15 protein-coding genes are annotated in these 18369 nt (G+C 71.2%); 4 read left to right on the forward strand and 11 right to left on the reverse strand.

Annotated features, from left to right (window positions below; translation table 11 throughout):
• Nucleotides 1-2: 2 nt before the first annotated feature.
• Genes alaS through ACZ3ZE_RS31340 form a run of 3 tightly spaced genes read right to left on the reverse strand, consistent with a single transcriptional unit; the run spans nt 3 to nt 3459 of the window.
• On the reverse strand, nt 3-2672 hold the full coding sequence (alaS, locus tag ACZ3ZE_RS31330; RefSeq protein ID WP_361169399.1) for an alanine--tRNA ligase: 2670 nt from the start codon (nt 2670-2672) through the stop codon (nt 3-5).
• Complete coding sequence (locus ACZ3ZE_RS31335; protein WP_361169402.1) at nt 2672-3022, reverse strand: hypothetical protein; 351 nt, start codon at nt 3020-3022, stop codon at nt 2672-2674. Before ACZ3ZE_RS31335 ends, alaS begins: the two co-directional genes overlap by 1 nt.
• Before the next feature lie 5 nt (nt 3023-3027).
• On the reverse strand, nt 3028-3459 hold the full coding sequence (locus ACZ3ZE_RS31340; protein ID WP_361169405.1) for a DUF948 domain-containing protein: 432 nt from the start codon (nt 3457-3459) through the stop codon (nt 3028-3030).
• Nucleotides 3460-3643: 184 nt separating this feature from the next.
• Here ACZ3ZE_RS31340 and ACZ3ZE_RS31345 point away from each other — a divergent pair, with 184 nt between their 5' ends.
• On the forward strand, nt 3644-5794 hold the full coding sequence (locus tag ACZ3ZE_RS31345) for an ATP-binding protein (RefSeq protein WP_467261576.1): 2151 nt from the start codon (nt 3644-3646) through the stop codon (nt 5792-5794).
• Between the two features lie 56 nt (nt 5795-5850).
• Here ACZ3ZE_RS31345 and rpsD read toward each other — a convergent pair whose 3' ends face one another.
• The gene (rpsD, locus tag ACZ3ZE_RS31350; protein WP_046907488.1) at nt 5851-6465 is read right to left on the reverse strand and encodes a 30S ribosomal protein S4; all 615 of its coding nucleotides are present in this window, start codon (nt 6463-6465) and stop codon (nt 5851-5853) included.
• Between the two features lie 206 nt (nt 6466-6671).
• Between rpsD and ACZ3ZE_RS31355 the strand changes: the two genes are divergently transcribed.
• Nucleotides 6672-7367 (forward strand): DUF2470 domain-containing protein, encoded by a 696-nt coding sequence (locus ACZ3ZE_RS31355; protein ID WP_467261578.1) that lies wholly within the window; start codon nt 6672-6674, stop codon nt 7365-7367.
• 39 nt (nt 7368-7406) lie between these two features.
• Here ACZ3ZE_RS31355 and ACZ3ZE_RS31360 read toward each other — a convergent pair whose 3' ends face one another.
• The 4 genes from ACZ3ZE_RS31360 to ACZ3ZE_RS31375 all read right to left on the reverse strand — a co-directional run bounded on the left by ACZ3ZE_RS31360 (nt 7407) and on the right by ACZ3ZE_RS31375 (nt 11583).
• The gene (locus ACZ3ZE_RS31360; RefSeq protein WP_361170227.1) at nt 7407-8759 is read right to left on the reverse strand and encodes a replication-associated recombination protein A; all 1353 of its coding nucleotides are present in this window, start codon (nt 8757-8759) and stop codon (nt 7407-7409) included.
• A 43-nt stretch (nt 8760-8802) separates the two neighbouring features.
• Nucleotides 8803-9429 (reverse strand): vitamin K epoxide reductase family protein, encoded by a 627-nt coding sequence (locus ACZ3ZE_RS31365; RefSeq protein WP_361169414.1) that lies wholly within the window; start codon nt 9427-9429, stop codon nt 8803-8805.
• Nucleotides 9430-9602: 173 nt separating this feature from the next.
• Nucleotides 9603-10865, reverse strand: coding sequence for a histidine--tRNA ligase (hisS, locus tag ACZ3ZE_RS31370; RefSeq protein ID WP_361169417.1), 1263 nt, complete (start codon nt 10863-10865; stop codon nt 9603-9605).
• 10 nt (nt 10866-10875) lie between these two features.
• Nucleotides 10876-11583, reverse strand: a complete 708-nt coding sequence (locus ACZ3ZE_RS31375; RefSeq protein ID WP_361169420.1) for an MBL fold metallo-hydrolase — start codon at nt 11581-11583, stop codon at nt 10876-10878.
• A gap of 153 nt (nt 11584-11736) precedes the next feature.
• Here ACZ3ZE_RS31375 and ACZ3ZE_RS31380 point away from each other — a divergent pair, with 153 nt between their 5' ends.
• The gene (locus tag ACZ3ZE_RS31380) at nt 11737-12522 is read left to right on the forward strand and encodes a peptidylprolyl isomerase (protein ID WP_467261580.1); all 786 of its coding nucleotides are present in this window, start codon (nt 11737-11739) and stop codon (nt 12520-12522) included.
• Between the two features lie 209 nt (nt 12523-12731).
• Nucleotides 12732-13961, forward strand: coding sequence for a DUF349 domain-containing protein (locus ACZ3ZE_RS31385; RefSeq protein ID WP_361169426.1), 1230 nt, complete (start codon nt 12732-12734; stop codon nt 13959-13961).
• Nucleotides 13962-14055: 94 nt separating this feature from the next.
• Here the strand turns inward: ACZ3ZE_RS31385 and ACZ3ZE_RS31390 are convergent, their stop codons facing one another.
• From ACZ3ZE_RS31390 to secF, 3 genes are all read right to left on the reverse strand, one after another.
• A complete protein-coding gene (locus ACZ3ZE_RS31390; RefSeq protein WP_361169429.1) occupies nt 14056-16515 on the reverse strand; it encodes a RelA/SpoT family protein in 2460 nt (819 codons plus the stop codon).
• A gap of 225 nt (nt 16516-16740) precedes the next feature.
• On the reverse strand, nt 16741-17292 hold the full coding sequence (locus tag ACZ3ZE_RS31395; RefSeq protein WP_361169432.1) for an adenine phosphoribosyltransferase: 552 nt from the start codon (nt 17290-17292) through the stop codon (nt 16741-16743).
• On the reverse strand, nt 17289-18368 hold the full coding sequence (gene secF / locus ACZ3ZE_RS31400) for a protein translocase subunit SecF (RefSeq protein WP_361169436.1): 1080 nt from the start codon (nt 18366-18368) through the stop codon (nt 17289-17291). Before secF ends, ACZ3ZE_RS31395 begins: the two co-directional genes overlap by 4 nt.
• Nucleotide 18369: the final 1 nt, after the last annotated feature.

Here is an 18369-nt window from a genome sequence, read left to right on the forward strand (position 1 = left end):
CGTCACGCGGTCTCCGCCACGAGACGCTCGACGGCCTCGATGGCCTCGCCGACGGCCTGCGGGTTCTGACCGCCGCCCTGGGCGACGTCGGGCTTGCCGCCACCGCCGCCACCGAGGGTCTTGGCCGCGGTGCGGACCAGCTCGCCGGCCTTGAGGCCGCGCTCACGGGCGGTCTCGTTGGTGGCGATGACCGTCAGCGGCTTGCCGTTGACGGTGGTGAACAGGGCCACGACCACCGGACGGTCCGAGGGGATGCGGCCGCGCACGTCGAGGACCAGCCTGCGCAGGTCGTCGGCGCCGGTGCCGTCCGGGACCTGGCCGGTGACCAGGGCGACGCCACGGACGTCCTTGGCGGAGTCGACGAGACCGGCGGCGGCCTGCAGGACCTTCTCCGCGCGGAACTTCTCGATCTCCTTCTCGGCGTCCTTCAGCTTGCCGAGCATCGCGGAGACCTTCTCCGGCAGCTCCTCGGGGCGGCCCTTGACCAGCTCCTGGAGCTGGGCGACGACCGTGTGCTCACGGGCGAGGAAGTTGTACGCGTCGACGCCGACCAGGGCCTCGACACGGCGCACGCCGGAACCGATGGACGACTCGCCGAGCAGCTTCACCAGACCCAGCTGGGCGGTGTTGTGCACGTGCGTACCGCCGCACAGCTCCTTGGAGAAGTCGCCGATGGTCACGACGCGGACCTTCTCGCCGTACTTCTCGCCGAACTCGGCGATGGCGCCCTGGCGCTTCGCCTCGTCGATCGGCATGACCTCGGCGTGCACCTCCAGCTCGCGCGAGAGGACCTCGTTGATCTTCTGCTCGACGTCGGTCAGGACCGCGCCGGGCACGGCGTTCGGCGAGCCGAAGTCGAAGCGGAAGCGGCCCGGCGAGTTCTCCGAACCGGCCTGGGCGGCCGTCGGGCCGAGCGCGTCGCGCAGCGCCTGGTGGGTGAGGTGGGTGGCCGAGTGGGCGCGGGCGATGGCCCGGCGGCGGCGGACGTCGATGGCGGCGTAGGCGGTGGCGCCCACGGTCACCTCGCCGACCTGCACGGAACCCTTGTGCACGGAGACGCCGGGGACCGGCTGCTGCACGTCGCGGATCTCGATGACCGCGCCGGAGTGCAGCTTGATGCGGCCCTGGTCGGCGAGCTGGCCGCCGCCCTCGGCGTAGAAGGGGGTGCGGTCCAGGACGACCTCGACCTCGTCGCCCTCCGAGGCGGCCGGCGAGGGTACGCCGTTGACCAGCAGGCCGACGACGGTGGTCTCGCCCTCGGTGTTGGTGTAGCCGGTGAACTCGGTGGCGCCGTTGCCGTCGGCGATCTCGCGGTACGCGGTGACGTCGGCGTGGCCGGTCTTCTTGGCCAGGGCGTCGGCCTTGGCGCGGTCCCGCTGCTCCTTCATGAGGCGGCGGAAGCCCTCCTCGTCCACGGACAGCCCCTGCTCGGCGGCCATCTCGAGGGTGAGGTCGATCGGGAAGCCCCAGGTGTCGTGGAGCAAGAACGCCTTGTCGCCCGACAGCACCGTGCCGCCGGCGGACTTGGTCTCGGTGACCGCGGTGTCGAGGATGTTCGTGCCGCCCTTGAGGGCCTTGAGGAACGCGGCCTCCTCGGCGAGCGCGACGGTCTCGATGCGCTTGCGGTCGGTGATCAGCTCCGGGTACTGCTCGCCCATCGTGTCGATCACGGTGTCGACGAGCTCCTGCACGACCAGGCCGGTGGCGCCGAGCAGACGCATGTTGCGCACGGCGCGGCGCATGATGCGGCGCAGCACATAGCCACGGCCCTCGTTGCCCGGGGTGACACCGTCGCCGATGAGCATGACGGAGGTGCGCATGTGGTCGGCGACCACACGCAGCGACACGTCGCTGTCGTGGGCCTTGCCGTAGGCGACGCCGGTCAGCTGGGTGGCCTTGTCGATGACGACCTGGAGGGTGTCGGTCTCGTACATGTTCTGCACGCCCTGCAGGATCATCGCGAGGCGCTCGAGGCCGAGACCGGTGTCGATGTTCTTCGACGGCAGCTCGCCGAGGATCGGGAAGTCGTCCTTCCCGGTGCCCTCGCCGCGCTCGTACTGCATGAAGACCAGGTTCCAGATCTCCACGTACCGCTCGTCGTTGACGGCCGGGCCGCCCTCGACGCCGAACTCGGGACCGCGGTCGTAGTTGATCTCGGAGCAGGGGCCGCAGGGGCCGGGGACGCCCATGGACCAGTAGTTGTCCTTCTTGCCGAGGCGCTGGATGCGCTCGGCCGGGACGCCGACGACGTCGCGCCAGATCTGCTCGGCCTCGTCGTCCTCCTGGTAGACGGTGATCCAGAGCTTCTCCGCCTCGAGCCCGTAGCCGCCGTGCTCGACCGGGGTGGTCAGCAGCTCCCAGGCCAGCTTGATGGCGCCTTCCTTGAAGTAGTCGCCGAAGGAGAAGTTGCCGCACATCTGGAAGAACGTGCCGTGCCGGGTGGTCTTGCCGACCTCCTCGATGTCCGGCGTGCGGACACACTTCTGCACGCTGGAGGCGCGCGAGAAGGGCGGCTTGACCTCGCCCAGGAAGTAGGGCTTGAACGGCACCATGCCGGCGGGGACGAGCAGCAGAGTCGGGTCGTCCGCGATGAGCGACGCCGAAGGGACGACGGTGTGCCCGCGCTCCTCGAAGAAGCTCAGCCAGCGGCGGCGGATTTCAGCCGACTCCATCAGTGGTCCTCATTCCGGTTGTACGAAAACGAATACGGGGTGGTCGTGCCGGGGTCCGTGAGCGGCCCGAGCGCGGGCCTGCGGCGCGGCGCGGGGAGTTCACGGCCGGGGTCCTGGTCCGCCGGGGCGTCCAGGCCGAGGGCCGAGCCGAGCTCGGCCTCGCGCTGCTGCATGCCCGCCCTCACGTCGAGGGCGAAGTCCTTGAGCCGGTGGCCGGTCTCGATCGCCTTGTCCGCCGCCTGGGCGGCGAGGCTCTCGGGGGTCAGCTGCTTGAGCTTGCGGTTGACCTTGGTGGTGGCCCAGACGCCGGCGGCCGCGCCGGCGGTGAACCAGAACGTTCGGCGGAACATCGTGCTCAGCCCTTCTGCTTCCGGCGCCTCGCGGACGGCACGGTACGACCGACGATCACGGTACGCGGGTCGGGCGCGGGCGGCGCTTCCTGTCGGCCGCGGCCCAGTGCCCTGCGTACCCCGTAGCCGAAGGCCGCGACCTTGACCAGGGGGCCGCCGAAGGTGGAGGCGACGGTGGTGGACAGCGCGGAGGCGTTGGAGGTGACTTCCTGGACGTCCGAGGCGATGGCGTCGACCCGGTCGAGCTGGGTCTGCGCGGAGCGCACGGTCGCGGAGGCGTCGGCGAGCAGCGGGACGGCCTGTTCGGTCACGTCCGCCACCAGCTTGGTGGTCGCCTTGAGCGTCTGCGCCAGCCTCACCAGCACCACGGCGAGGAAGGAGACCAGGATCGCCCAGAACACGGCCACCAGGATGCCGGCCACCTCTCCACCGGTCACTCCGCACCGCTCTCTGCTGTCGCTCTTGTCTTCGGGCCTCCGACGGACGTCGGACCCTTGTTTACCAGTCCTCCGACCCTATCGCGCCGGAGCTCTTCAGCCGTACCGCATTCGCGCTCGTGGGAGGGGAGTTGCGCCGGTCCGATTGTACGGAGCGCGCGCGGATGAGTACGCTCCGTGTCCCATGCGACGGAGCAATCTCCCTGCGGAGCTCAACCGGTTCGTGGGCCGGGCCGCGGAACAGGACGAACTGGCCCGCCTCATCGAGGAGTTCCGCCTGGTCACGGTCGTCGGCGTGGGCGGGGTCGGCAAGACGCGGCTGGTCCTGCGCACCGCGGCGGACGTGCAGAAACGCTACGCCGACGGCGTCCGGCTCGCGGAGCTGTCCGCCCTGCGCGACCCGGAGCTGGTGGCCCACGCCCTGGTCGAGTCCCTCGGTCTGACCGACCACACCCTGCGCGGCCCGCGGGAGGTGCTGACCGAGCACCTGGCGGAGCGGCGGCTGCTGCTCGTGGTGGACGGCTTCGAGCACCTGGTGGAGGAGTGCGCGGAGCTGCTGCGGGAGCTGCTGCGCGGCTGCCCCCGGCTCACGGTCCTGGCGGTGGGCCGGCGGCCGCTGCGGGTGGACGGCGAGGCCGTGCTGACGCTGGCGCCGATGGACGAGGCCGACGCGGTGGCGCTGTTCACCGAGCGGGCGGCGGAGTCGGCGGGGCGGCACGCGCCGGCCGCGCCCGGGCCGGTGCGGGAGCTGTGCCGGCGTCTGGACGGGATCCCGCTCGCGCTGGAACTGGCGGCCGGACGCCTGCCGCTGCTCTCGGTGGAGCAGGTGCTGCAACGGCTCGACGACCGGTTCCGGCTGCTCGACGGCGGCCGGCGCGGGGCGCTGCCCCGGCACCGGACGCTGCGCACAGCGATCGGCTGGAGCCATGAGCTGTGCACCCCGGAGGAGCGGCTGCTCTGGGCGCGTCTGTCGGTGTTCGCGGGCCCGTTCGACCTGGAGGCCGTGGAGTACGTGTGCTCGGGGCCCGAGCTGCCGGCGGAGCGGGTGCTCGACGTCCTCGGTGAGCTGCTGGCGCAGTCGCTCGTGGCGCGGGAGGAGTCGGCGGCGGGGCCGCGCTACCGGATGCTGGACACGGTCGGGGCGTACGGGGCGGAGTGGCTGGCGGCGCTCGACGAGACGGAGCGGATGCGCCGCCGGCACCGTGACTGGTACATGGGGCTGGCGACCTGGTGCGAGCTGGAGTGGTTCAGTCCGCGGCAGGCGGAGGTGGCGGCGGCCACGGACGTGGCGCTGCCGAATCTGCGGGCGGCGCTGGAGCTGTGCCTGGAGTCGGCCGAGGACATCCCGTTCGCGCAGCATCTGGCGGGCACGCTCTGGTTCTCCTGGGCGGGGTGCGGGCGTCTGTCGGAGGGGCGGCACTGGCTCGACCGGGCGCTGGGCGCCGTCCCGGCGGGGGCGGAGCACGAGGACGCGCGGCTGAAGGCGCTGTGGGTGCTCGGGTACGTGGCGATCCTGCAGGGGGATCCGACGGCGGCGGTGGCGGCGCTGCACGAGTGCGGGGAGCGGGCCCGGGCGACGGGCAACGCGCTGGCGGAGGCGTACGCGACGCACCGGATGGGGTGTCTGGCGCTGTTGTCGGACGACATGCCGCGGGCCGAGGAGCTGATCGGGCGGGCCCTGGAGGCGTACCGGGAGCAGGGCGAGCTGAACAGCAACGTGCTGATGGGCCAGGTCGAGCTGGCGATGGCGCGGGCGTTCCAGGGCGATCTGGAGGGCGCGGTCGCGCTGTGCGCGGAGGTGCGGGAGATCTGCGAGGAGCGGGGCGAGCGGTGGACGCGGGCGTACGCGCTCTATGTGCTGGGGTACGCGGCGCTGACCGAGGGGGAGCCCGCGCGGGCGCGGGAGCTGCTGGCCGAGTGCGTCACCATCGACCACGCCTTCCACGACCTGGTGGGTCTGGTGCTGGCGATCGAGCTGCTCGCGCTGGTGCGGGCGGCCGAGGGGGACGCGCGGGAGGCGGCGGTGCTCCAGGGCGCCGCGGCGCCGATGTGGGACTCGGTGGGGCTGCCGCTGTTCGGCTCGGGCCATTTCAACGGTCCGCGGGCGCTGTGCGAGCGGCAGGCGGGTGAGGCGCTGGGCGGTGAGGGCTACGCGGCGGCGTTCCGGGAGGGGCAGGCGCTGTCGCTGGACGAGGCGGTGGACCGGGCGCTCGCCGAGCGTCGGGATCCGGCCATGCGCGGTTTCCCGGGCGGGGCGACGGCGCCGCGGCCGTTCCGTACGGCGCGGACACCGGCCCCCGGACACGCGGAAGCCCGCCGGCTCCCCCTCCGGTGAGGGCGGGGAAGCGGCGGGCTGAACACCGCGGGGGTGGTACTACGCAGGTGCTGAAATCAGCGGGCGTAGTACTCGACGACCAGCTGCTCGTCGCAGATGACCGGGATTTCCTTGCGGTTCGGGTCGCGGTCGAGGCGGAAGGCCAGGGCCTTCAGGTTGACCTGCAGGTAGCGCGGGGTCTCACCGTCGGCGGCGAAGCCACCCTCACGGGCGACCTCGAACAGCGGCTTGGTGCGGCTGCGCTCGCGGACCATCACGACGTCGTCGGGACGGACACGGAACGACGGCTTGTCGACCTTGGTGCCGTTGACCTGGATGTGGCCGTGGACGACCATCTGGCGGGCCTGGTAGATGGTGCGGGCGATGCCCGAACGCAGGACCAGGGCGTCGAGGCGACGCTCGAGCTCGACGACCAGCGCCTCGCCCGTCTTGCCCTCGGCCTTCTTCGCGCGGTCGTACGCGCGGGCCATCTGACGCTCGCTGATGTCGTACTGGGCGCGCAGACGCTGCTTCTCGAGCAGACGGACCTTGTAGTCCGAGTTCTGCTTGCGGCCACGGCCGTGCTCGCCCGGCGGGTAGGGGCGGGCCTCGAAGTACTTGACGGCCTTCGGCGTCAGCGCAATGCCGAGCGCACGGGACTTCTTGACCTTGGGACGCGACTGGTTAGGCACGTTCTCCAGACCTCCGTTGTAGGTTAGGTTAGGCTCACCTTACTCAAGGAGATCGCATGTCTCGCCCGGGGAACACCACACGCATCACGGACGGCAGCACAAAGACCGATGCACTTTCCTCCACGGAAGCCGTGGAAGGCATCGATACGACGGAGGTCCGATCAGCTCATGGTCAGCCGCGTCCAAACGGGCTTGATCTCGCACGGATGCCGTCAGCAGCCGAGCGCACACGAACTCTCGTACAGAGTACATGCTCCGCGGTGCTGCTCATTCCGGGGGCCTCCGCGCACCTCCCGGAGCAGCTCTCCCCCGAGGCCCGCGCGATCGGACCCGACGGCGAGATCTTCCTGCTCTACCCCGCGGACGCGGCGCCGGTACGGGCCGCCACCCACGCCCAGGCCGACGAGCTGCCGGTCGTGCTCGAACTCACGGACGTCGCCCCCGTCTCCGCCCCCCACCGCATCCGGGGCCGGGCCTGGATCTCCGGCTCGCTGACCTGCGTGCCCGGCATCGCCGAGCCCGGCCGGATGATGCTCCGCCTGGAGGTCGGCGCGGCGAACGTGGACGACCTGTGGGGCTGCGGCGAGGTCGACCCCGAGGAGTTCGCGGCGGCCGGGCCCGATCCGCTGCGGAGCCACGAGACCGAACTCCTCCAGCACCTGCACAGCGCCCACGGCGACCGGCTGCGCGAGCTGACCTCGCTGCTCGGCACGCACGCGGCGGGCCTGGTCCCCACCCGGGACGTGGCCCCGCTCGCCCTCGACCGCTTCGGACTGAGGGTCCGCTTCAGCGCAGGCCCCGACGCCTGCTTCGACGCGCGCTTCGACTTCCCCCAGCCGGTACGGGACGTCTCCGGGCTGCGCCGCGAGATGCACCGGCTCTTCGAGGCCGCCCGCTCCTGACACCCCACCCCGGGTCACGGGCGGGTGGCCGGCCGCGCCTCAGCCGCCCTCGCCCTTCAGGCGCTCCCGCACCTTCTCCACCACGTCCGCGTAGCGCGCCTCCGCCCCGTAGCGGGTCGGTTCGTAGTAGCGCTTGCCGTGGACCGGGTCCGGGGCGTACTGCTGCGAGGCGATGGCGCCCGGGACGTCGTGCGGGTAGACGTACCCCTGGGCGTGGCCCAGCTTGGCGGCGCCCTTGTAGTGCCCGTCGCGCAGGTGCGGCGGGACCGGGCCCGCGAGGCCGTTGCGGACGTCGGCCTGGGCCGCGAAGATCGCGTTCGTCGCCGCGTTCGACTTCGGGGCGAGGGCCAGGGCGATGGTGGCGTGGCTCAAGGTCAGCGCCGCCTCCGGGAAGCCGATCATCGCGACGGCCTGGGCGGCGGCCACGGCGAGCGGCAGCGCGTTCGGATCGGCGAGGCCGATGTCCTCGCTCGCCGAGATCATCAGCCGCCGGGCGATGAACCGCGGGTCCTCCCCCGCCTCGATCATCCGCGCCAGGTAGTGCAGGGCCGCGTCCACGTCCGAGCCGCGGATCGACTTGATGAGGGCGCTGGCCACGTCGTAGTGCTGGTCGCCGTCCCGGTCGTACTTCACGGCGGCCCGGTCGACGGTCTCCTCGACCGTCTCCAGGGTGATCTCCGCCTCCTGCTTGGCGAGGGCGGCGCCCGCCGCCGCCTCCAGGGCGGTCAGGGCGCGCCGCGCGTCGCCGCCGGCGATCCGCAGCAGGTGGGCCTCGGCGTCCTCGGCCAGGGTGACGGCCCCGCCGAGTCCGCGCTCCTCCTCCAGGGCGCGGCGCATCAGTCCGCTCAGGTCCTCGTCGGTGAGCGGCTCCAGGGTGAGCAGCAGCGAGCGGGAGAGCAGCGGGGAGATCACCGAGAAGTACGGGTTCTCGGTGGTGGCGGCGATCAGGGTCACCCAGCGGTTCTCGACGGCCGGCAGGAGGGAGTCCTGCTGGGCCTTGGAGAAGCGGTGGATCTCGTCGAGGAAGAGGACGGTCTCCTTGCCGTAGCCCCCGACGGCGCGGCGGGCGCCGTCGATGACCGCGCGGACCTCCTTGACGCCGGCGGTGATCGCGGAGAGCTCCACGAACCGCTTGTTCGTGGCCTTCGAGACCACGTACGCCAGGGTGGTCTTGCCGATGCCGGGCGGGCCCCACAGGATCACCGAGGAGGCGCCGGCGGGACCGCCGCCGTCGCCGACCAGGCGGCGCAGGGGTGAGCCCTGCTTGAGCAGGTGCCGCTGGCCCACGACCTCGTCGAGGGTGCGCGGGCGCATCCGGACGGCCAGCGGACTGCTGGCCGGGTCCTTCTCCTGGCGTTCTTCGGCGGCTGCGGTAAACAGGTCGGGCTCCACGGTCATGAAGCCTAGGTCACCGCACTGACAGCGCGGGTCGCCGTCAGCTGGTCCAGAAGTCCCACCAGCGGGTCAGGATCAGCATGCCGATGATCCCGATGTGCAGCACCGGCAGCACCCAGGTGAACTCGTCGAAGAAGGTGCGCACGCCGCCGGGGGCGCGGATCACGCCCTGGCGCACGTTGTGCGAGGTGGTGTACCAGAACATGACGATGGTGGCGACCCAGGCCAGGCAGCACCACAGGCAGAGCGAGTTGATCTCGTACAGCGACTGGTACATGAGCCAGGTGCAGAAGCCGACGCCGAAGAGCGCGCCCGCGTTCAGACCGAGCCAGTACCAGCGCCGGTAGCGGGCGCCGGCCAGCAGGCCCACGCCGATCGCGACGACCATGCCGTACGTGACGAGGCCGAGCATCGGGTTGGGGAAGCCGAAGACCGAGGCCTGCTCGCTCTTCATGATGTTGCCGCAGGAGACGATCGGGTTGAGGCTGCACCCCGGGGTGAAGTTCGGGTCCTCGAGGAGCTTGAACTTGTCGATCGTGATGATCCACGCGGCGAGCAGCCCGGCGGCGCCGGTGATCACCAGGAGCCAGGCGAAGGCGCGGCTGGCGCCGATGGTGCGGGGTTCGTCCCGCACGGCGGTCTCGTTCGCGGCCGCTGCTTTCGTCATGTCGCTCTACTCGCTCTTCTCGCGCGCTGGGCTCGTTCGGCTGACCGGGGGCACGGTCATTGTGCCGCACAGGGTGTCACGGGCCGCGTTCGCGCCCGGTAAGGGGGCCGGAAGCGCGGGAGGGCCCGGTCCGCGTGACGCGGACCGGGCCCTCTCCTGCGTACGGTGTGCGGTCAGGCCAGCTTGGCCTTCACCGCGTCGAGCAGACCGTCGAGGGCGACCGGCTGCTGCTCGCCGGACTCCATGTCCTTGAGCTGGACGACGCCCTCGGCGAGGTCCCGCTCGCCGGCGACGACCGCGAAGCGGGCGCCGGAGCGGTTGGCGTCCTTCATGGCGCCCTTGAGGCCCTTGCCGCCGAAGGAGAAGTCGGCCGCGATCCCGGCCTTGCGCAGCTCGGTGATCTTGCCGAAGAGCACCCGCCGGGCCTCCTCGCCGAGGGCCACCGCGAAGACGGTGGTGGCGGCCGGGAGGTCGAGCTCCACGCCCTCCGCCTCCAGCGCGAGGACGGTGCGGTCCACGCCGAGCGCCCAGCCCACGGAGGGCAGCGCCGGGCCGCCGATCATCTCGGAGAGCCCGTCGTAGCGCCCGCCGCCGCCGACCGCCGACTGCGAGCCGAGACCGTCGTGCACGAACTCGAAGGTGGTGCGGGTGTAGTAGTCCAGGCCGCGCACCAGCTTGGCGTCGTCCTCGAAGACCACGCCCGCCGCGGTGATCAGCGCGCGCACCTCCTCGTGGTACGCCTTGCACGCGTCGCACAGGTAGTCGCGCAGCAGCGGGGCGTCGGCCAGCTGCTTCTGCACGGCCTCCCGCTTGTCGTCGAGGACGCGCAGCGGATTGATCTCGGCGCGGCGCAGGGTCTCCTCGTCCAGGTCGAGGCCGCGCAGGAAGCCCTGCAGCGCCTCACGGTAGACGGGGCGGCACTCCTGGTCGCCGAGCGAGTTCAGCAGGATGCGGAAGTCGCGCAGGCCGAGCGAGCGGTAGGCCTGGTCGGCCAGGATGATCAGCTCGGCGTCGAGCGCCGGGTCCTCGGCACCGATGGCCTCGGCGCCGACCTGGGAGAAGTGGCGGTAGCGGCCCTTCTGCGGGCGCTCGTAGCGGTAGTACGAGCCCGAGTACCAGAGCTTGACCGGCAGGTTGCCCTGCTTGTGCAGGCTGGCCTCCAGGGCCGCGCGCAGCACGGAGGCGGTGCCTTCGGGACGCAGGGCCAGCTTGTCGCCGCCCTTGGTCTCGAAGGCGTACATCTCCTTGGTGACGATGTCGGTGGACTCGCCGACGCCGCGGGCGAAGAGGTTGACGTCCTCGAAGCCGGGGGTCTCGACGTAGCCGTAGCCGGCCGTGCGCAGGGGGCCGGAGATGGCCTCGCGGACCGCGAGGTACTTCGCCGAGTACGGCGGGATCAGGTCGTACGTGCCCTTGGGGGCCTTGAAGGTGCTCACGTGGATCTCGTCACATTCCTCGTCGGGGAGCGTCCTGGCTCCCGAAGCCGGCGGCCACCTGCCGCAGATAGGGATTGGTGGCGCGCTCCTGGCCGATGGTCGTCTGAGGACCGTGTCCCGACAGGACCACGGTCGAGTTGTCGAGCGGCAGGCACACACGGGCCAGCGATCCGAGCATCTCGTCCATGTCACCGCCGGGCAGGTCGGTGCGTCCGACGGAGCCGGCGAACAGCAGGTCCCCGGAGAAGAACACGGAGGGGATCTCCGTGGTCTCGGGGGTCCGGAAGGTCACCGACCCCTTGGTATGACCGGGCGCGTGCGCGACGGAGAGCTCCAGTCCGGCGAGCTGGAGCCGGGCGCCGTCGGTGAGCTCGCGCACGTCGTCGGGCTCGCCCACGGTCAGCTCGCCCATGAGGGGCATCCCGATGGAGCGGCCGAGGGCCTTCTCCGGGTCGCTCATCATGTACCGGTCGGAGGGGTGGATCCACGCGGGTACGTCATGGGCGCCGCAGACCGGGACGACGGAGGCGACGTGGTCGATGTGGCCATGGGTGAGGACCACGGCGACGGGCTTGAGCCGATGCTTCTTGAGCGTCTCCTCGACTCCCTGGGCGGCCTGGTGGCCCGGGTCGATGATGACGCACTCCTCGCCTGCGGCGGGGGCGACCACGTAACAGTTGGTGCCCCAGGCCCCGGCGGGGAACCCGGCAATCAGCACGATCGTCCTTATTTGTCGTCCGGCAGATGGCTGCGGCGAAACGGAATGCAGCGGGTCAGAGCCTACCGGCGCTGCGTATTCCACAGCCAACCCGTATACGGTACGGGCACATCCGGCCAGGACTGAACAGACGATCGACAAGGAGCGGACCCGGTGGTCACCAGCGATCAGCGGCGGCGGCAGCTCGCCAGGGACAAGTACCAGCGTCAGCAGCAGCGACGCTCCGACGCGCGGCGCAGGTCGCGCCGGAACAGCGTCATCGCCGCCTCTCTCGCGGTCGTGATCGCCGCGGGCGGCGCGGTGTACCTCTCGGTGGCGATGACCGGCGACGACAAGAAGTCGGACAACGCGGCGACCGAGCCGACGAACACGCCGAGCCCGGATCAGAGCACGTCCTCGCAGCCCGAGCCGGCGATGTCCATCGACAAGAAGGCCTCGTACACGATGGCCCTGAAGACCAACCAGGGCGACATCACGCTCACGATGGACGCGGCCAAGGCCCCGCACACCGTGAACTCCTTCAAGCACCTCGCGGACAAGAAGTACTTCGACGGCACCAAGTGCCACCGCCTCACCACCTCGGGCATCTTCGTGCTCCAGTGCGGCGACCCGAAGGGCGACGGCACGGGCGGCCCGGGCTACGTCATCCCGGACGAGAACCTGACCGGGCTCGGCAAGGCCGGCGCGGACGGCTCCGTCACGTACCCCAAGGGCACGGTGGCCATGGCCAACGCCGGTGCGAACACCGGCGGCAGCCAGTTCTTCCTCGTCTACAAGGACACCAAGCTGCCCCCGAACTACACCCCGTTCGGCACCTTCGACGCGGCCGGCCTCAAGGTCGTCGAGGACGTGGCGAAGGCCGGCGTCCAGGGCGGCGCGGGCGACGGTGCGCCGCAGAAGGGCGTCACCATCGAGAAGGCCGTCGTCGACAAGAAGTGACGCGACGGCGGCCCGGCGGCCGCACCGGCGCGTGACCGTTGAATTTCGGTCGTGCTGAGTGCGGACAGCCGGGCCGCCGTTCGCCTAGATTGGCGTTGTGCAGCGCCGGCCGTCGGCCGCGCTGTGGAGGGCGGGCGAGACCCGCCGGGAATCCGTGGACGATGCCAGGGGGCGGGGCCCCCATGACGGCATCATGGTGAGGAGGCGCTGTGAGCAGCGACCCGTGGGGCCGCGTCGACGAGACGGGCACCGTGTACGTGCGTACGGCCGAGGGCGAGCAGGTCGTCGGATCGTGGCAGGCCGGCACCCCTGAGGAGGCGCTGGCCTACTTCGAGCGCAAGTACGAGGGCCTGGTGGTCGAGATCGGCCTCCTCGAGAAGCGGGTGAGGACCACCGACCTCTCCGCCAAGGACGCCATGACGGCGATCGAGCACATCCGCGAGCAGGTCCGGGAGCACCACGCGGTGGGCGACCTGGCCGCGCTGTCGGCCCGGCTCGACAAGCTGACCGAGTCGGTCGAGTCCCGCCGCGAGGAGCGCAAGGTCCAGAAGGCCAAGCAGGCCGACGAGGCGCGCTCCGCCAAGGAGGCCCTGGTCACCGAGGCCGAGGAGCTGGCGCAGAGCGAGCAGTGGCGTGCCGCGGGCGAGCGGCTGCGCGCACTCGTGGACACCTGGAAGGGCCTGCCGCGTCTGGACCGCAAGTCGGACGACGAGCTGTGGCACCGCTTCTCGCACGCCCGCTCCGCCTTCTCCAAGCGCCGCAAGGCCCACTTCGCGGCGCTCGACGCGCAGCGCGAGGACGCCCGCAAGGCCAAGGAGAAGCTGGTCGCCGAGGCCGAGGCGCTCTCGAACTCCACCGACTGGGGCACCACGGCCGCCCGCTACCGCGAGCTGATGGCGGACTGGAAGGCGGCGGGCCGCGCCCAGCGCGAGCACGAGGACGAGCTGTGGAACCGCTTCCGCGGCGCCCAGGACGTCTTCTTCGCGGCCCGTGGCGGTGTCTTCGCCGAGCGTGACGCGGAGCAGACCGAGAACCTCGCGCTGAAGGAGGAGCTCGCGGCCGAGGCCGAGAAGCTGGTGCCGGTGTCGGATCTGAAGGCGGCCCGCGCGGCCTTCCGCTCCCTCAACGAGCGCTGGGAGGCCATCGGCCACGTGCCGCGCGACGCCCGCCCGAAGGTCGAGGGCCGGATGCACGCCGTGGAGCGCGCGATCCAGGAGGCCGAGGAGACCGAGTGGCGCCGCACCAACCCGGAGGCGCGCGCCCGCGCCGCGGGTCTGACCGGCCAGCTCCAGGACGCGGTCGACAAGCTGCAGAAGCAGATCGACACCGCCCGCGCCGCCGGCAACGACGCCAAGGCCGACAAGCTGGCCCGCGAGCTGGAGGGCCGCCAGGCGCTGCTCGACCAGGCCCTGAAGGGTCTGCAGGAGTTCGGCGGCTGACACCCGTCCCAGCGGTACGAGGAAGGGCCCCCGGCACCAGCCGGGGGCCCTTCCTCGTACACGTGGTCCGTGCGCGGCGCCTGGCGCCCCGTTCTCAGGGGCGCCGGGCGCTGGTGACGCGGTAGACGTCGTAGACGCCCTCGACGCCGCGGACGGCCTTCAGGACGTGGCCCAGGTGCTTCGGGTCGCCCATCTCGAAGGTGAACCGCGAGGTGGCCACCCGGTCGCGGGAGGTCTGCACGGCCGCCGACAGGATGTTGACGTGCTGGTCCGACAGGACGCGGGTGACGTCCGACAGCAGCCGGGAGCGGTCCAGCGCCTCGACCTGGATGGCGACGAGGAAGACCGAGGACTGGGTGGGGGCCCACTCGACCTCCAGGATCCGCTCGGGCTCCCGGGACAGCGAGTCGACGTTCACGCAGTCGCTGCGGTGCACCGAGACGCCGCTGCCCCGGGTGACGAAGCCGATGATCGGGTCTCCGGGCACCGGCGTACAGCACCGCGCCAGCTTGACCCAGACGTCCTCGACGCCCTTGACGACCACGCCCGGGTCGGCGTTCGACCGGCGCTTGGAGCGGCCGCGGGCCGGCGGGGCGGCCTCCTCGATGTCCTCGGTGGCGGCCTCCTCGCCGCCGAGGGCCTGGACCAGCTTCTGCACGATCGACTGGGCCGTGACATGGCCCTCGCCGATCGCCGCGTACAGCGAGGAGATGTCGCTGTAGCGCATCTCGTGCGCGAGGGTGACGAGCGAGTCGCCGGTGAGGATCCGCTGGATCGGCAGGTTCTGCTTGCGCATGGCCCGCGCGATGGCGTCCTTGCCCTGCTCGATGGCCTCGTCGCGGCGCTCCTTGGAGAACCAGGCGCGGATCTTGTTCCGGGCGCGCGGGGACTTGACGAAGCCGAGCCAGTCCCGGGAGGGTCCGGCGCCCGCGGCCTTGGAGGTGAAGACCTCGACGAGGTCGCCGTTGTCGAGGGTGGACTCCAGCGGCACGAGCCGGCCGTTGACCCGGGCCCCTATGGTGCGGTGCCCGACCTCGGTGTGGACGGCGTAGGAGAAGTCGACCGGGGTGGCGCCCGCGGGCAGCGCTATGACGTCGCCCTTGGGGGTGAAGACGAAGACCTCGTTGCGGGAGAGGTCGAAGCGCAGCGACTCCAGGAACTCCGAGGGGTCCTCGGTCTCCTTCTGCCAGTCGAGCAGCTGGCGCAGCCAGGCCATGTCGTTGAGGTGGTCGTCCTTGCCGGCCTTCTTGGGCACGTCGGCGCGGACCTTGGAGGCACCGGCGACGGCCTCCTGCTTGTACTTCCAGTGCGCGGCGATGCCGTACTCGGCGCGCCGGTGCATGTCGAAGGTGCGGATCTGGAGCTCGACGGGCTTGCCGTTGGGTCCGATGACCGTCGTGTGCAGCGACTGGTACATGTTGAACTTGGGCATCGCGATGTAGTCCTTGAACCGGCCGGGGACCGGGTTCCATCGCGCGTGGACGGTGCCGAGGGCCGCGTAGCAGTCGCGGACGGTGTCCACGAGGACGCGGATGCCGACCAGGTCGTAGATCTCCGCGAAGTCACGGCCGCGGACGATCATCTTCTGGTAGACGCTGTAGTAGTGCTTGGGCCGGCCGGTGACGGTGGCCTTGATGCGGGCGGAGCGCAGGTCGGCCTGGACCTCGTCGGTCACTATGGCCAGGTACTCGTCGCGCTTGGGGGCGCGCTCGGCGACCAGCCGGACGATCTCGTCGTACATCTTGGGGTAGAGGATCGCGAAGGCGAGGTCCTCCAACTCCCACTTGATGGTGTTCATGCCCAGCCGGTGCGCCAGCGGGGCGTAGATCTCCAGGGTCTCGCGGGCCTTCTTCTCCTGCTTCTCCCGCTTGAGGTAGCGCATCGTGCGCATGTTGTGCAGGCGGTCGGCCAGCTTGATGACCAGGACACGCGGGTCCTTGGCCATGGCGACGACCATCTTGCGGACCGTCTCGGCCTGGGCGGCCTCGCCGAACTTGACCTTGTCCAGCTTGGTGACGCCGTCGACGAGCAGGGCGACCTGGTCGCCGAAGTCGCGGCGCAGGGTGTCCAGGCCGTACTCGGTGTCCTCGACGGTGTCGTGCAGCAGGCCGGCCATCAGTGTCGCCGGGTCCATGCCCAGCTCGGCGAGGATCGTGGTGACCGCGAGCGGGTGGGTGATGTACGGGTCGCCGCTCTTGCGCTTCTGGCCCCGGTGCCAGCGCTCGGCGACCTGGTAGGCCTGCTCGATCTGGCGCAATGTCGCTGTTTCGATCTTCGGATCGTTGGAGCGCACGATCCGCAGCAGCGGTTCGAGGACCGGGTTGTACGGGGAGGAGCGCTGGACGCCGAGGCGGGCCAGCCGGGCGCGGACACGGCTGGAGGAGCCGCCGGAGCGGCTGGGCTGCGCGGCGGCGGGCCGTACGGAAGGGGCCGGGGCGGCGGGCCGGGGCCGGATCTCCGCGGGCTTGTTCTGAGGCGCGTCGGGTCCCTGCGCGGCCTGGTCGGCCTGCTGCTCGGGCTGCGCGGCGGAGAGTGGCTGGGCCTCGTCTGGCAAGAGCGCTCCTCTGGGGGTACCCCCGGACGGAGTCTGGGGGAGTCCGGGTCCCCCGGTCAGGCCCGGAAAGGCCATCGTATCGACCTGGCAGCGCCTGCGCTCACGTGGCTGCGGGCTGAGACGTCCACGCCGGCCCACGGGGGCCCGTTCCGGTGTGTGTCCGGAAAACGACGGGGGCGGCCCGGGGAATTCCCCGGGCCGCCCCTGTCCGTCGGACCTCGCGGGTCAGACGGTGATGAGCGCGGTGAGCGGAGCGCCGGCCAGGGCCGGCTCCAGGCGGGCCCGGCCGGGCAGGAAGCCCAGCTCCATCAGGACGGCCACGCCGGCGACCTCGGCCCCGGCACGCCGGATGAGCTCGAGGGAGGCCTCGGCGGTGCCGCCGGTGGCGAGGACGTCGTCGATGACCATGACCCGGTCGCCCGGGGCCAGGTCCTCGGCGTGCACCTCGATCTCGGCGGTGCCGTACTCCAGCTCGTACGCCTGCCGCAGGGTGGCTCCGGGCAGCTTCCCGGCCTTGCGGACCGGGATGAAGCCGAGGCCGGCGCGGACGGCGACCGGGGCGGCCAGGATGAAGCCGCGGGCCTCCAGGCCGGCGATCTTCGTGGCGCCCTGTGCCGCGCACAGCGCGGCGAGGGTGTCGGTCAGAGCGGTGAACGCCTCCGGGTCCGCGAGCAGCGGGGTGATGTCCTTGAACAGCACCCCGGGCTTCGGGTAGTCGGGGACGTCACGGATGCGGCTGAGCAGCAGCTCCGTGGTGCTCCGGGTCCCGGCGGTCATCCGCGGTTCTCCGAGCGGCCACGGCGGCCCTGGCCGACGACGGCGGCCTCACCCGCGAGGGCGCCCTCCGCGAGGTCGGTGTCCTCGTCGAGGGACTCGCCCTTGGCGGCCGCGGCGGCCCGCTTGGCGAGGATCCGCTTCTTCAGGGCCTTCATCGCCGGCTCGCGCTCCTTGAAGTCGGCGACGAGCGGGGTGGCGATAAAGATCGAGGAGTACGCACCGGCGGCGAGACCCACGAACAGCGACAGCGAGATGTCGTTCAGCATGCCGGCGCCGAGGACGCCGCCACCGATGAAGAGCAGGCCGGCGACCGGCAGCAGCGCGACGACGGTGGTGTTGATCGAACGGACCAGGGTGCCGTTGATCGAGCGGTTGGCGATCTCGCTGTAGGTCCAGCGGGTCTGCTTGGTGATGCCCTTCGTCTGCTCCTTGAGCGAGTCGAAGACGACGACCGTGTCGTAGAGCGAGTAACCGAGGATCGTCAGCAGACCGATGACCGTACCGACCGTGACCTCGAAGCCCACCAGCGAGTAGATGCCGACGGTGATGGTGAGGTCGTGGATGAGCGCGATGAGGGCCGCGACGGCCATCCGCCACTCGAAGGCGATGGCGAGGTAGATCACCACCAGGATCATGAAGACCGCGAGACCGGTCCAGGCCTTCGTGGCGATCTGCTCACCCCAGCTGGGGCCGACGAGCTCCGCCGCGATCTTGGACTCGGGGACGTTCAGGTCCTTGGCGAGCTCCGTGCGGACCTGGTCGGACTTCGCGGTGTCGAGACCGCCGACCTGGATGCGCAGGGAGCCGCTGCCGAGCTCCTGGACGATCGCGTCGTGGCCGGAGGCCTCTTCCGCGTACTCCTGGGCCTGGGTGACCGAGACGGCCGTCTTCGGGGTGGTGAAGACGGCGCCGCCCTGGAACTCGATGCCCATGTTGAGCCCGCGCACCGCGAGGGCGACGATCGCCGTGATCGTGATCAGGATCGAGATGCCGTACCAGATCCTGCGGTTGCCGATGAAGTCGTAGCCGACCTCACCGCGGTGGAGCCGGGCGCCGAGATCTCCGAGCTTCGACATC

It is taken from the genome of Streptomyces sp. NPDC023157 (assembly GCF_055560575.1).

Bases quoted from the DNA above. Each gene is read 5' to 3' on its own strand.
- alaS (WP_361169399.1), bottom strand. From the start codon at position 2,672: ATGGAGTCGGCTGAAATCCGCCGCCGCTGGCTGAGCTTCTTCGAGGAG.
- ACZ3ZE_RS31335 (WP_361169402.1), bottom strand. From the start codon at position 3,022: ATGTTCCGCCGAACGTTCTGGTTCACCGCCGGCGCGGCCGCCGGCGTC.
- ACZ3ZE_RS31345 (WP_467261576.1), top strand. From the start codon at position 3,644: ATGCGACGGAGCAATCTCCCTGCGGAGCTCAACCGGTTCGTGGGCCGG.
- ACZ3ZE_RS31355 (WP_467261578.1), top strand. From the start codon at position 6,672: ATGCCGTCAGCAGCCGAGCGCACACGAACTCTCGTACAGAGTACATGC.
- ACZ3ZE_RS31365 (WP_361169414.1), bottom strand. From the start codon at position 9,429: ATGACGAAAGCAGCGGCCGCGAACGAGACCGCCGTGCGGGACGAACCC.
- ACZ3ZE_RS31395 (WP_361169432.1), bottom strand. From the start codon at position 17,292: ATGACCGCCGGGACCCGGAGCACCACGGAGCTGCTGCTCAGCCGCATC.
- secF (WP_361169436.1), bottom strand. From the start codon at position 18,368: ATGTCGAAGCTCGGAGATCTCGGCGCCCGGCTCCACCGCGGTGAGGTC.